Genomic DNA, 12,730 nt, shown 5'->3' with positions numbered 1-12,730 from the left:
GGAGACACTAAATGATTAACCTTTTTAGTCTATTAAAAATGTTTAAAGCAATTTCAACCCATAACCAGCTATAAAGTAAAGCAAATAAAAGGATCCCCGCGGTTGTAAGAAATGAAAAGGAACCTGAAACGACTGGTCCTAAAACGGGAAAGTCGAAGATAAATAGCAAAATGATAATTCCCAGCATTAAAAAAATAGTCCCTGCCGCAATAATGCTTAATCTCTTCCTAAAAAACCAAAATGCTGCTCCTATGCCCAGTCCCAACAGTCCTGTTGTAAAGGCGAATACAATTAATTCACTTGGCTGCAGAATAAATAACAATATAATGGTCAGAAAGTAGGACATTACTCCAAGTGGAATGGAAAACATTGAACATAACAAAATAGGTGCAGTGGCGAGCGGACTAAAAAATAATCCTATACCTGGCAAAAAGCCTCCAGCTGCCTGTAGCATAACTGATATACAGGCAAAAAAAGACCCCAAAATGAGCTTCATCGTTTTATTGCGTTTTTTGAATATCAGTTTAGATAAACGCACTTCATTAGAAATAGGCTTAAAAAAATACAACTTTCCACCTCATCTTAAATGATATATGGCTCACCGTACCGTACATTATATTTATCATTATTAGAAGTGGAACTACTCTTATTGTTTCGAAAATAAAAAGGAGCATTGATGAGACACCCAAAAAGTTAGATTTCACTCTAACTTTTTGGGTACTCAATACATTATTTGCACTGCTTTTTAATTAACATTTACCTTCCCAACCATACCTTCCTGGAAGTGATACCGGCATATCAATTCATAAGTACCCTTCTGTTCTGGTTTCACGGAAATGTTTTTTTCTTTTCCTGGCTGGAGCTCGATGTCAATCCCAAGCTTTTCCACTGTAAATGTATGCTCTTTCTTCCCTTTGTTTCTCAATTTCAAGGTTGTAGTGATTCCGTTTGGAATGCTGATAACTTTTGGATTAAAGTAATTATCATTCAACTCTACCTCAATCATATTAACATTCTCCATTGGTTTAGTTGCAACACCAGTTTCGGCAAAACTACTATGTAAGCCTATTGTTGTCACAACCGTGAACAATGCTACAAACAAAATCAATCCTGTAACCAACTTTTTCACAGGCATTTGCTATCCCTCCTTTCCTAATCCTTATTTTTTTCTAAGTTAAATGAAATTATCACTCTAAATTAACGGGAAGCAGGAAGAAGGTATATTATCAGCAGCTAATAATAAAAAAGCTCAGTTAGGCATTGAGCTTAACTGAACATTTTGAAGGGAAAACGGCAATAAGTTTTGAAAAAGTAGTGGCTGATTGATTCCGCCTGCTTGTCTGGTAAAAGAAGTGTTGGCAAAACAAAAAAGCCTCCATCCCTTGTTATATAAGAGATGGGGGCTTTTTCAAAAGTATGATTCCTACTGGGTTCGAACCAGCGACCTCTACCCTGTCAAGGTAGCGCTCTCCCAGCTGAGCTAAGGAATCGTTCTAAGTTGTCCTATTTAATGAGGACATTAATTAATATATACTGGATTCAGTATAAAGTCAATAATTTTTCCCCATAAAAATTATCTGGATTATGAATTTCTTATACTTTGGATGACCCTTTTAATATACTCATCTTCATGAGGCACAAAATCCTTTTTGGAGGCCAGCATCTCTTTTGGTTTCTTTTCGCCTTCCTCACTTACCTTGAAACCTTTGAGCCTTATTTCACTGGATTTAGCAAACCATAGATCTTCAAAATCGGTCATGCTTGCCACCATGATCCCTGAGACCTCATCCTTTTGCAGCTGGAATTTTTCAAAAGGCTGATGTTCCTTGTACAAGAAAACATGGCATAGCTCTCGGTCAATGAATTCTGGACTGATCAGTGAATCTTTGATGGTACCTAAAGATTGTAAATCTTCAACAGTCACGTCGATTCCGAGTTCTTCCTTTACTTCCCTCAAGCCATCAAGAGGGCTTTCATTAGCCAGAATATGCCCCGCTGCAGTGATATCCAGCAAACCGGAATAATCTTTCTTAGCGGAACTGCGAACTTGAAAATAAAGAAAGTCATCTCCGTTTATCCGCTCTGCAAACCAGCAATGGAATGTCTCATGCCAGTGGCCAGCTTTATGTACACGGGACCTCGGTGCTGTTCCCAGGCAGGTCCCATGTTGATCAAAAATCCTAAGCATTTCGCTCTCCATCCATAACACCTCCATTCCAGATTATACCACTACCCATCCGCCAAAACAACGAACATTTGTTCTGAAATAATTGAATAAAGAACGAATGTTCGGGTATAATATAATTATAAAAGAAAAGGAGTGAATCACATGAATTTCCTTTTGGAAAAATCACTAAAAGAAAACCAGCCTGTTGAAATGATTTATTTTGCAGTCGATAACCAGATTACACAGCGTAGGATTATTGTAAAAGAGATCAGTGGGGATTACTTTAAAGCATTTTGTTTCCTTAGAAACGATGAACGTTTATTCAAGGTTGAAAACATCCTATCCATCATGCCAGAAAAACGGCACTTTCTTAAAACCAGTTAAAAAAGAAGCCCCCGGAATGAGGACTTCTAAAAATTAACTAACTGTATTTGGCTCAGGTGTATTGTGTCTCTTGATCAGAATTTGCAATGCAATGAGTAGAACAAAGGAACCAAGTCCGATTATATCAGTAATTTTTTCAGGATAAATCAGCATTAAGCCGCTTACAACTCCAATTATTCTCTCGTACCAGAACAATTTCCTCAGCCAGAAACCAATAATACCTGCACCAATCAGCATCATGCCGGCAAGTGCCGTAAACACCACCCAGATAAGGTAATACCATGTTGTATCAATCATTAACAATTCTGGAGACAATACGAACATATAAGGGATGATGAACGCTGCTATTGCCAGCTTTGCTGAGTTAACCCCTGTTTTTATTGGTTCACCGCCTGACACACCAGCTGCCGCAAATGCCGCCAGCGCTACTGGAGGTGTAATATCAGCGATGATCCCGAAATAGAATACAAATAAATGTGCAGATAAATCAGGTACTCCCAGCAAAATGATGGCCGGTGCTGCAATGGTTGACGTAATGACATAGTTTGCTGTTGTCGGTGACCCCATTCCTAATACCAGGGATGCAACCATTGTAAACGCCAGGGTGAGGAGTAAATGTCCTCCGGCAAGATCCAACAATCCATTGGCTAGCTTCAGGCCAAGGCCGGTTTTGGTTACAACCCCTACGATAATACCAGCAGCAGCAGTTGCAGCCGCAACACCTAACGCCGTGCGTGCCCCATCGACAAGCGCATCAATTACATCTCTGAAACCAATCCGGGTTTCTTTCTTTATCGCACTAACCACCACAGTAATAACAATACTCCATAGAGCGGCTCTCATAACACTCATTCCGCTTACCATCAGGACAATTACAGCCAATATTGGCAATAGCAAATAGATTTTAGCCAGAACTTCTTTGCGGTCAGGCATTTCTTCATCCTTCAATCCGCGCAGGCCGACCCGTTTTGCTTCAAAATGTGTCATGATCCAAATCCCGGTAAAATAAAGCAGCGCTGGAATGGCTGCAGCCTTAGCGATATCCCAGTATGTGATGCCGCCGCCAATGAATTCCACCATCAAGAAAGCAGCTGCACCCATGATAGGCGGCATAAGCTGGCCACCGGTAGAAGCAGCTGCTTCTACTGCTCCAGCAAATTCTTTACGATATCCGAGCTTTTTCATCATAGGAATCGTAAATGAGCCTGACGTGACTACGTTAGCCACGGAACTGCCGCTGATTGTTCCTTGCAATGCACTAGAAAAAATCGCTACCTTTGCCGGACCACCAACTCTTTTTCCAGCGATAGAAACAGCAAGATCGTTAAAATATTGGCCAACGCCTGTTTTCACTAGAAACGCGCCAAATAACAAGAATAAGAAGATAAACGTAGAAGAAACCCCTAATGGTGTTCCTAAGATACCTTCAGTTGTGAAGAACATTGTCTGGATCAAGCTGTCAAGTTCAAGTCCTCTGTGTGCGAGGAAACCCGGCATATATGGACCATACAATGCATAACCCAAAAACAGAACCGCAATAACCGTAATCGGCAGTCCTACCGTTCTCCTGGTCGCTTCGAGGACGAGTAAAACAGCAGCAAGACCAATGTAAAAATCAACCGGAGTAAGACGCCCAACCCTGTTTACCAGTTCATCAATCATTAATGGCCAATAGGCACCTACAGCTATTGCGATAATCGCCAGTAAAATATCGTACCATGCGACTTTATTATGTACACGGTCTTTTTTGCGTGCAGGAAATAAAATAAAAATCAGTGCAAGCGCAAACCCCAAATGGATGGACCTCTGCAACTGTGCCGTCAAAACCCCAAAGATGGATGTGTACAACTGGAATAGTGAGAATGACAGCAGCATAATGAATGCAATCATGCCCATAATTCCATTTAATTTCCTTGAGGCAGCTTCAGGATCGTATTTTTCCAGCAGCTCCTGCTGTTCCTGTTCAGATAAAGTTTCATTCTTCATGCTCAAGGATATTCACTCCTTTCATTTGCTGAATAACATTAATTTTCATTACTTGTATCCTTACTCTCGTTCCTGGTTCAATTGCCTTGGAAAGTGGAAAGGAGACTTTACCTTGCATAAACGTGTGATTAGCCCTCACCTTGCCGACTCGCAGGTCGAAGTGCTTAAACCTTCTTTCCATATTCTTTATACGGTACTTGCCATCCTGCATTTCAAAATGTTCCCCTTCTGCAATTTCTGATGGCATACCAATGGCAAAATCTTCATACTCCAATTCGTATTGCTGAATCTCATTTTGTTCGGTAATTTTATAGCTTTCAATTACATCGGACAAATGGATGGAATGTGTATACTTTATCTTAAACTTGTCCCCTTGTGCAATAGGTACATAGCATAGTATATCTTCTTCTTCAGGTTGAAGAAAAACAAGAGCTTGTTTATATGGAATATTGATTGAGATAATTAAAATTAACATAATGAGGAGCAACAGAACGAAGATCTTTTTATTGAATTTTATTGATTTCATTATCCATTCCTCGCCTGTCTGATATCGCTCAAAGAGGTTTGATAAATATTCAGTAAAAAAAGACCGGAATAGAGTTCGGTCTGTTCTTTAGTGGAACCTCCGGAGTACAAATGCAGTCCAGAAATATTTATTGACCGGGCAAAATCCACAAAAGGATTTTGTCCGGTCGGGTTTTGAATATTACTCAGCAGCTTTGATTCCTTTTTCATCAAAATACTTCTGTGCTCCTGGGTGTACGTCAATACCTACACCATTCAAAGCATTTTCAAGCTTAATTTGCTTAGCTTTTGCATGTTGTACCTGGTCAAGGTTTTCAAAAATTGATTTAGTGATATCGTAAACAACTTCATCTGAAAGATCAGACTTTACTACCAGCATTGCCAGAACAGCAACAGTTGGCACATCGGAACCCAACTTATAAGTTCCTGAAGGTACTACTTCTTTTGCGTAGTATGGATACTTTTCAATTAGTTTATCAGCCTTATCAGCCTCAATAGGAACGATTACAACTTTTTCTGTCGCAGAAAGCTCTTCAACAGCTGCAGTCGGATGTCCCGCCGTAACGAATGCAGCATCGATATTTCCGTCTTTAATGCCATTTACTGATTCATCAAAGCTTAAATCCTGCTTCTTGATATCATCAACTGACATTCCATAAGCCTCAAGGATTTGTTCTGCATTCGCTGCAGTTCCAGACCCTGGTGCACCTATCGATACCTTTTTACCTTTCAGGTCTCCAACGGATTTGATGCCTGATTTTTCAGTTGTAACGATTTGGATTGTTTCAGGATAAAGAGTACCGATCGCTTTAATATTATCGATTTTGTTTCCATCAAACATCAGCTTTCCTTCAGTTGCATAAGAAGCGATATCTGTTTGAGTGAAGGCGATTTCACCTTTTCCATCCTTAATGCTCTGCATGTTTTCAGCAGATGCTCCTGTTGTTTCCGCATTTGTATCGATACCCGTTGCATCAGACACAATCTTGGCGAAAGCTCCGCCAAGCGGGAAGTATGTACCACCCGTACCGCCAGTAAGGATGCTCATGAATTTAGGTTTTTCTTGTGATTTTCCTTCTCCACCCTTTTCGTCAGAGCCGCCGCCACAAGCTGATAGCACCATCGAAAGCACTAGCACAAGAGCAGTGAATAAAAGAAACTTTCTTTTTTTCATCAGATTTCCCCCTTTGATATATAAATGTTCACCATAATTCTACCATAAGACTTCACACAATTGTCAAACATCTTACTTGCTTACTAATTTCATGCCGGCTTATAATACATTACCTGAAAAGCTTTTTAAAAATACATATGCTAAAATCGTTTTGACGGTAAAAAGTAAAATAGCAAATCGAAGGATTTGGAGGTAAATATATGGATTATCCTATGGGCAAAATTGAAGAAATCACACTCCAAAGCAAGGAGCTGGGTGAAGATATCACAATGCTGGTCTACCTGCCTGCCAATTATTCCCCGCTGTATAAATACTCCTTGCTGATCGCACAGGATGGCCGCGATTATTTCCAATTAGGGAGGATAGGCAGGATTGCGGATGAATTCCTTGCCAAAAAAGAAATTGAAAACGTCATCATCGTTGGAATCCCATATGATTCCGTCGAAGACCGGCGCCGAAAATACCATCCAAAAGGAGAGCAGCACCAGGCCTATATCCGCTTTCTTGCTCATGAGCTTGTCCCTTACCTGGATGAACGTTATCCAACATACCAAATGGGCATGGGACGCGCTTTGGTCGGGGATTCGCTTGCAGCAACAGTTTCGTTGCTTGCCGCTATCCAGTATCCTCATACTTTTGGAAAAGTTCTGCTTCAATCACCATATGTGAATAAGGAAGTATTTTCCGCGGTTAAGAACTTCAGTCAGCCTGAATTGCTGAATATATACCACACGGTCGGCGAACAGGAGACAACCGTTAAGACGACCTCATCCAAAAACAAAGATTTCCTGACGCCAAACAGGGATCTTTCAAAGATTTTTAAAGAAAAAGGCTTTGGCTATTTTTACGAAGAATTCAGCGGAGACCATACATGGACCTATTGGCAGCCCGACCTTAAACGGGCAATGAATAGAATGTTTTCATGATTATGCTTCTTTATATTATATATATCAAAAATTTGTTATAATGAATGGTAAATCATAATTTTCAGTTTTTTAAACTGAACGAAATGCAACAATATTATGAAACGGGGGTATTCAGATGAAATTCGGTATTGTCATTTTTCCATCAAAGAAAATCCAGGATTATGCTAATTCGTTGAGAAGGCGTTATGACCCACATTATGCGTTAATCCCGCCACATATCACTTTAAAATCTCCATTTGAAGCAACAGAAGAAGAAATCAAGGAAATCGCCAATAAGATTGATTCAATTGCCAGGAATTTCAAACCAGTCAAACTGAACATCAAGAAGATTAGTTCATTTAAACCCGTAAATAACGTGATATACCTGAAAGTCGAATCACCTGAAGAGTTAGACTCACTTCATAATGAACTCAATTCAACATTCGAAGGCAATCAGGAATATAACTTTGTACCGCATATCACCATCGGTCAAAAAATGTCCGACGATGAGCACTCGGATGTCTATGGATCATTAGGGATGACAAAGGTCCAATTTGAAGATACAGCCGATCGGATTCATTTGCTGTACCAGCTGGACAACGGTTCATGGACTGTATATGAAACATTCAGGCTTGGAAAGGAATAAATAATCGTGGAAGTAAAAATCGTAAATAGCGATCAAGAATTAGCAGACGCATTCGATGTGCGCAAGACCGTTTTCATTCATGAACAAAACGTTCCGGAAGAAGAAGAAATTGATCAATACGAGTCCGACTCTGTTCACTTCGTATTATATGATGATCACAAAAAAGCAGCAGGGGCCGGCAGGTTCCGTGTCCTGGATGGAGTAGGCAAGGTTGAGCGGATTTGTGTACTAAAAGAAAACCGCAAAACCGGAGCTGGTGTCGCCGTCATGAATAAAATCGAGGAATATGCAAAGTCTCAGGGCATTTCAACCTTGAAATTAAATGCACAGACACACGCCATCCCCTTTTACAGCAGGCTTGGGTATGAAACGGTTTCAGAGGAGTTCATGGATGCCGGTATCCCACATAAGACAATGAAAAAATCCATATGAGTCAAAACCCCCATTCAAATTTGAATGGGGGTTTTGTATGTATGGCTATTTCGTACCTTGGTGGTTCCACACTCTATTGCCTTAAATTTTTCAGAAAGATATTTGAAGGAACTTTGAGACCAGTGTTTGAATAGCAAAATTCACCGCGAAAAACAGCAAAGAAAAAAGCACTGCAGCCAGTTCAAATCGACTCGCTGTAGTGCCTTCCTTTACCGGTAATTTCAGCATACGCCTGGTTGACAACCAATGGATTTACCTTTTTCTTATAAACACGGTCCATGCGAGGGAAACTTGAATCGGATGCTGCGAGCTGCATGCGTGACACAGGCTGCTGCTCCTTCTGCTTCTGCAGAGGCGCTGTTGCCTGCTCATATTGTTCCTGTCCCTTCAACACCGGGTCTTCTTTTCGAATCCTATTAACGCTATTAATCATAAACGGGTCATAATCCAATCCAATTTCCCGCTCAGCATATTGAATATATTGATAATTTGTCACTGGAAGAATGTATCCCATTTTTGTTATCCCCCAATTTTACGATTATTAAATTTCTTACTATAATCTTCTATTCCTTTTCCCTGTTTATGACCGTAGTAAACTGCTATTTTTTAATCTTTTTTCCGTTGCCTGAAACCATTAATAAACCTGGATTTGCTGCTTCTCCTCAGCGGATAACATCTTTTGTTAGAAATTCTATTCTGGTATGATAAAGATTGTGCTATTTTTTGGCCGGAGATGAGGGAAAACATGAAAACAGCTAAGTATAACCAGCAGATAATAAGCCTTAACCAATATGATCGCAGTGACTATCAAAAGCTTTATGACGACGGAAAGAAAGGAATGCTTGCCTGTACAGTATGCGGAGGTCCTGTCCGTCTTTACCTCGGCATTCAGGAACAGCCCCATTTCTATCATCATCTTTCCAGTAAAGATGATTGTCAGGAAGAGAGTTTGCCAACACCTTCGTCTCCGCCTTTTGAAAAAACGGAATATATAGAGCGAAATGGTTTCAAAATACCAAAATCGCGTTCGATCACAGCTGAGGCAGAGAAAGAAGATAAATTCATATTTCCACGGGAAGTGAAAGTAACCTCCCCCTTTACCTCGCATCCGCCGGTTAACCCAGGAATCAAGTTGGATTACATAAAACAGCTTAAAGAGGCCGGAATTCATTTTGACGGAAACCAGGAAAAAGCGGTTGTGTCCACAGACGGCCCATTATTGATTTTGGCAGGAGCTGGAAGCGGAAAGACGAGGGTTCTTACCGCCAGGACCGCCTTCATGCTTGAAGAACAGAAAATAGATCCAGGTTCCATCATGCTTGTTACATTTACGGCAAAGGCTGCCGCTGAGATGAAAAAACGGATTTCCCAATACCCGAATATGTCACCATCTAAAGTCAATAGGCTGATTTCCGGTACGTTCCACAGCATTTTCTACCGGATTCTTTGTTTTCATGAACGTGAGAAATGGTCATCAGACAAGCTAATGAAAAAAGAATGGCAACGGGAACAAATCCTGAAGGAAGCAGGGAGAAAGCTTCAGCTGGACGAAAAAGAGTTTGCCTATGACCTCGCTCTCCAGCAGATCGGTTTATGGAAAAACACCTTGATCATGCCCAATGAAGTGAAGCCGGAATCACCATGGGAAGAGAAGGTTGCATTGCTTTATAAAGACTATGAATCAACTAAGGACAGGCAGAGGTTATTTGATTTTGATGACATGCTCATTGGATGTTATAAGCTATTTTCAGATCAGCCTTCTATACTCGAAATCTATCAGAATCGTTTTCAATATCTATTGATCGATGAGTTCCAGGATATTAATAAAGTGCAGTATGAACTCGTGAAAATGCTCTCGAGTAAACACGGAAATGTTTGCGCGGTTGGCGATGATGACCAGTCAATCTACTCTTTTCGCGGAAGCGACCCTGCCTACCTGATCAACTTCAAGGCGGATTTTAATAATACAGAAGTGATCATCCTTAACCAAAATTATCGTTCGCCACACGAGATTGTTGAAACGGCTAACACACTGATTTCAGCAAATCTGATCCGACATGAAAAAGAAATGCGCGCCCAATATTCAGATGAGTGCCCGCCAGTCATCTTCCACCCTTATGACGAAGAAGAGGAAGCGACGATGATCCTGACAGACATTAAAGAGCGGATTGAACAAGGAGAACGTCCCGGTGATTTTGCGATTTTGTTCAGGACCAATGCTGCGAGCCGTGCGGTATTCGAGAGGCTGGCGAATTCAAGCCTTCCTTTCCGGCTTGACCAGGACATTGAATCCTTCTACGAGCGATTCATGGTAAAAGGAATGCTCTCTTTTTTGCGGCTTAGTTTGAATCCCGATGATTCGGATGCGATCAAGAATATCCTTCCATCGCTGTTTTTGAAACAGTCGACCTTTAGGGATTTACAAGCGAATAGCATCCTGAATGATTGTTCTATGCTTGAAGCCCTTACCTACGTAAAAACAGGCTTCACCTTCCAGGAACAAAAATTGAAGAGGCTGATCCCGGTAGTCAGTTCACTTTCATCCCTGTCCCCTGTTGCCGCCATTGATATTGTTGAAAAGGACCTGGGGTATCAGGATTTCATTAAAAAGCGCGGCAATGAAGGCAATCAGCTGGAAAAAGGCTCTGATGACGTACGTGACCTGAAAGTAGCAGCCCGAAACTTTAAATCTATTGCAGAGTTCATTGAGCATGCTGACCATATGATTGCTATGAATGCAGAAATCAAACGGACCAGCAAAACAATATCTGACGCCATAACACTGAGTACCATCCACCGATCCAAGGGTCTGGAATATGGGAATGTCTATATAATTGGTACAGTGGACGGAAGCATTCCGCATGACTATGCTTTGGATGCCTACCGGAATGGAGACCGCCACCCACTTGAAGAAGAACGGCGCCTGCTTTATGTAGCGGTAACAAGAGCAGAAAAAAGGCTTTTCATTTCAGTCCCGCATCGGAGACGTGGCCGGAAAGCTAACCCTTCCCGTTTCCTGGGAAGAATTTGAAGCAGGACTTTATGTAATCAGGCAAATGCGTAAGGTTAACTGCTTTGTGATCATGTTCAAATAAAAATGCCAAATCAGGACCCGGGTAACAAAACTCAGGTCCTGATTTGGCATTCAAGATGTGACTATTTCTTGTTGATCATTTTGGAAATCTGGCTGAAATCAAGCTGCTTTCCATCCTTTACGATCGATTCAACAATCTTGTCTTCCATTTCTTTGTTAACTGGCTTATTGGCCAATTGGGAAACACGGCGGATTACCCCTCTTACAGTTTTCTCATCTTTAAAGTTCGCATTTTGTAATGAATTAGCCAGCTCAAATACATCTTTCATATTGACGCCAGTCTTTTTTTCTATATTCTTGAAAAAATTATTATCCATATAAATCACGCCTCCTTCTTTAACTACTCTATAGTATGAAGCTAGGCGAAAATGGTGAAAGACAATGCCTGGATGATTTATTATTCCTTCATGATGCAGCAAAAGCTGCTCCGACGCGGAACAGCTTTCGCCAGTGTTTTCAATTAGTTGTAGAAACTTGCTCCTACAATAATCAACAAAATGAACAATACGACGATTAAAACGAATGTAGAACCATAGTATCCACCGCCATAGCCATAGCCGTAGCCACCGCCGCAAAAGCCGCCAAAACCGTAGCCCATTCTTCTTCACCTCACTTTTGATTACTCAATAACACTATATGAGAGGTGATTGGGATATGTATGGGCGAGCCCCTACCCAATTTTAAAGAACTGGATTAAATTTGGTCAAAGTCCGGAAAGTGGGATCTTAAATACTCATCATAAAGATCGATATTAATATCTCCGTTTGTGTCGATTTCTGCATAAAATACATTGTCTTGTTCATAGCCTTTATCTTTAATAAGTTTTACAGCCTGTTTTTTATCCAATTTTGCCTTTTCAAGATTTTCCTTAATTATTTCCCCATCCATGATCAAGGTGACCGGAACATTGTCATCCTCTGTCATGTGACTGATGTCCTCATACTTCAAAGGCTGTTTTTCCTTTTTCAAAAGAACACTCAGTTCTCCGTTTGAATCAAGCGATGCAAATTCAACATCCGCCACCTTGAAAACACTTTTTTTGCGGAGCTGCTCAAGGAGTTCATCAAGACTGTATTTTTCGTTACGCATATTTTTTTCAATGATGTTGCCATGTTCAATAAATGTTGTTGACTTTCCCTCGACGACTCTGCGAAACGCCCTGCTTCTTAAGGAAATCAATGAAATGGCGAACGGGACGAATGACCAGATAATCAGGCTGGCAATTCCGTCCCTAAGACTCAAATCTGGATCCATTGACAATGTTCCAGCAATATCACCAACAGTAATTCCAACGATATATTCAAAAAATGACAGGCTTGATAACTGCTTTTTGCCAAGAAGCTTTGTAATTACGAATAAACCAATGATCAACAATATGGAACGTATGATTGTACCAAAGATATCCGGCATTAGATCA

The 12,730-nt window shown here is 40.7% G+C and carries 15 protein-coding genes and 1 tRNA gene; 5 read left to right on the top strand and 11 right to left on the bottom strand.

The window, feature by feature from the left end:
* Nucleotides 1-7 precede the first annotated feature (7 nt).
* The 4 genes from QNH36_RS07535 to QNH36_RS07520 form a co-directional block, all read right to left on the bottom strand.
* Nucleotides 8-568 (bottom strand): YybS family protein, encoded by a 561-nt coding sequence (locus QNH36_RS07535; protein ID WP_144474602.1) that lies wholly within the window; start codon nt 566-568, stop codon nt 8-10.
* A gap of 177 nt (nt 569-745) precedes the next feature.
* Nucleotides 746-1,135: a cupredoxin domain-containing protein gene (locus tag QNH36_RS07530; protein WP_144474601.1), complete on the bottom strand. Its 390-nt coding sequence runs from the start codon at nt 1,133-1,135 to the stop codon at nt 746-748.
* Nucleotides 1,136-1,417: 282 nt separating this feature from the next.
* Nucleotides 1,418-1,490 (bottom strand) — tRNA-Val (locus QNH36_RS07525).
* A gap of 92 nt (nt 1,491-1,582) precedes the next feature.
* A complete protein-coding gene (locus QNH36_RS07520; protein WP_144474600.1) occupies nt 1,583-2,200 on the bottom strand; it encodes an NUDIX hydrolase in 618 nt (205 codons plus the stop codon).
* A gap of 129 nt (nt 2,201-2,329) precedes the next feature.
* Between QNH36_RS07520 and QNH36_RS07515 the strand changes: the two genes are divergently transcribed.
* Complete coding sequence (locus QNH36_RS07515; protein WP_144474599.1) at nt 2,330-2,551, top strand: WYL domain-containing protein; 222 nt, start codon at nt 2,330-2,332, stop codon at nt 2,549-2,551.
* Nucleotides 2,552-2,584: 33 nt separating this feature from the next.
* Here the strand turns inward: QNH36_RS07515 and QNH36_RS07510 are convergent, their stop codons facing one another.
* The 3 genes from QNH36_RS07510 to QNH36_RS07500 form a co-directional block, all read right to left on the bottom strand.
* Nucleotides 2,585-4,537: a TRAP transporter permease gene (locus tag QNH36_RS07510; RefSeq protein WP_186326646.1), complete on the bottom strand. Its 1,953-nt coding sequence runs from the start codon at nt 4,535-4,537 to the stop codon at nt 2,585-2,587.
* Nucleotides 4,527-5,063: a DUF1850 domain-containing protein gene (locus QNH36_RS07505; RefSeq protein WP_144474597.1), complete on the bottom strand. Its 537-nt coding sequence runs from the start codon at nt 5,061-5,063 to the stop codon at nt 4,527-4,529. The genes QNH36_RS07510 and QNH36_RS07505 overlap by 11 nt, the downstream gene beginning before the upstream one ends.
* 180 nt (nt 5,064-5,243) lie before the next feature.
* Entirely contained in the window at nt 5,244-6,236 is a 993-nt protein-coding gene (locus QNH36_RS07500) for a TAXI family TRAP transporter solute-binding subunit (protein ID WP_144474596.1), read from the bottom strand.
* A gap of 200 nt (nt 6,237-6,436) precedes the next feature.
* On the opposite strand from QNH36_RS07500, the gene QNH36_RS07495 reads away from it, so the two are divergent.
* The 3 genes from QNH36_RS07495 (at nt 6,437) to QNH36_RS07485 (ending at nt 8,219) form a co-directional block, all read left to right on the top strand.
* Entirely contained in the window at nt 6,437-7,162 is a 726-nt protein-coding gene (locus QNH36_RS07495; protein WP_144474595.1) for an alpha/beta hydrolase, read from the top strand.
* Nucleotides 7,163-7,277: 115 nt separating this feature from the next.
* On the top strand, nt 7,278-7,787 hold the full coding sequence (locus QNH36_RS07490; protein WP_144474594.1) for a YjcG family protein: 510 nt from the start codon (nt 7,278-7,280) through the stop codon (nt 7,785-7,787).
* Between the two features lie 6 nt (nt 7,788-7,793).
* The gene (locus tag QNH36_RS07485; protein ID WP_144474593.1) at nt 7,794-8,219 is read left to right on the top strand and encodes a GNAT family N-acetyltransferase; all 426 of its coding nucleotides are present in this window, start codon (nt 7,794-7,796) and stop codon (nt 8,217-8,219) included.
* Nucleotides 8,220-8,400: 181 nt separating this feature from the next.
* On the opposite strand, the gene QNH36_RS07480 is transcribed toward QNH36_RS07485, so the two are convergent.
* Nucleotides 8,401-8,733, bottom strand: coding sequence for a hypothetical protein (locus QNH36_RS07480; protein ID WP_144474592.1), 333 nt, complete (start codon nt 8,731-8,733; stop codon nt 8,401-8,403).
* Between the two features lie 231 nt (nt 8,734-8,964).
* Between QNH36_RS07480 and QNH36_RS07475 the strand changes: the two genes are divergently transcribed.
* Entirely contained in the window at nt 8,965-11,250 is a 2,286-nt protein-coding gene (locus QNH36_RS07475; protein WP_144474591.1) for an ATP-dependent helicase, read from the top strand.
* 125 nt (nt 11,251-11,375) lie between these two features.
* Here the strand turns inward: QNH36_RS07475 and spoVIF are convergent, their stop codons facing one another.
* The 3 genes from spoVIF to QNH36_RS07460 all read right to left on the bottom strand — a co-directional run bounded on the left by spoVIF (nt 11,376) and on the right by QNH36_RS07460 (nt 12,723).
* Complete coding sequence (gene spoVIF / locus QNH36_RS07470; protein ID WP_144474590.1) at nt 11,376-11,630, bottom strand: sporulation-specific transcription regulator SpoVIF; 255 nt, start codon at nt 11,628-11,630, stop codon at nt 11,376-11,378.
* 143 nt (nt 11,631-11,773) lie between these two features.
* The gene (locus QNH36_RS07465; RefSeq protein WP_144474589.1) at nt 11,774-11,911 is read right to left on the bottom strand and encodes a YjcZ family sporulation protein; all 138 of its coding nucleotides are present in this window, start codon (nt 11,909-11,911) and stop codon (nt 11,774-11,776) included.
* Between the two features lie 95 nt (nt 11,912-12,006).
* Entirely contained in the window at nt 12,007-12,723 is a 717-nt protein-coding gene (locus QNH36_RS07460; protein WP_144474588.1) for a DUF421 domain-containing protein, read from the bottom strand.
* Nucleotides 12,724-12,730 lie beyond the last annotated feature (7 nt).

It is taken from the genome of Mesobacillus sp. AQ2 (assembly GCF_030122805.1).
GTDB classification, from domain to species: domain Bacteria; phylum Bacillota; class Bacilli; order Bacillales; family Cytobacillaceae; genus Mesobacillus; species Mesobacillus oceanisediminis_A.
This window is presented reverse-complemented; position numbering and strand designations above follow the sequence as displayed.

What these genes read in the sequence shown, in the direction of transcription:
- QNH36_RS07515 (WP_144474599.1), top strand. Translation starts at nt 2,330, where the DNA reads ATGAATTTCCTTTTGGAAAAATCACTAAAAGAAAACCAGCCTGTTGAA.
- QNH36_RS07505 (WP_144474597.1), bottom strand. Translation starts at nt 5,063, where the DNA reads ATGAAATCAATAAAATTCAATAAAAAGATCTTCGTTCTGTTGCTCCTC.
- QNH36_RS07475 (WP_144474591.1), top strand. Translation starts at nt 8,965, where the DNA reads ATGAAAACAGCTAAGTATAACCAGCAGATAATAAGCCTTAACCAATAT.
- QNH36_RS07510 (WP_186326646.1), bottom strand. Translation starts at nt 4,537, where the DNA reads ATGAAGAATGAAACTTTATCTGAACAGGAACAGCAGGAGCTGCTGGAA.
- QNH36_RS07520 (WP_144474600.1), bottom strand. Translation starts at nt 2,200, where the DNA reads ATGGAGAGCGAAATGCTTAGGATTTTTGATCAACATGGGACCTGCCTG.
- QNH36_RS07460 (WP_144474588.1), bottom strand. Translation starts at nt 12,723, where the DNA reads ATGCCGGATATCTTTGGTACAATCATACGTTCCATATTGTTGATCATT.
- QNH36_RS07530 (WP_144474601.1), bottom strand. Translation starts at nt 1,135, where the DNA reads ATGCCTGTGAAAAAGTTGGTTACAGGATTGATTTTGTTTGTAGCATTG.
- QNH36_RS07480 (WP_144474592.1), bottom strand. Translation starts at nt 8,733, where the DNA reads ATGGGATACATTCTTCCAGTGACAAATTATCAATATATTCAATATGCT.
- QNH36_RS07500 (WP_144474596.1), bottom strand. Translation starts at nt 6,236, where the DNA reads ATGAAAAAAAGAAAGTTTCTTTTATTCACTGCTCTTGTGCTAGTGCTT.
- QNH36_RS07495 (WP_144474595.1), top strand. Translation starts at nt 6,437, where the DNA reads ATGGATTATCCTATGGGCAAAATTGAAGAAATCACACTCCAAAGCAAG.
- QNH36_RS07490 (WP_144474594.1), top strand. Translation starts at nt 7,278, where the DNA reads ATGAAATTCGGTATTGTCATTTTTCCATCAAAGAAAATCCAGGATTAT.
- spoVIF (WP_144474590.1), bottom strand. Translation starts at nt 11,630, where the DNA reads ATGGATAATAATTTTTTCAAGAATATAGAAAAAAAGACTGGCGTCAAT.
- QNH36_RS07465 (WP_144474589.1), bottom strand. Translation starts at nt 11,911, where the DNA reads ATGGGCTACGGTTTTGGCGGCTTTTGCGGCGGTGGCTACGGCTATGGC.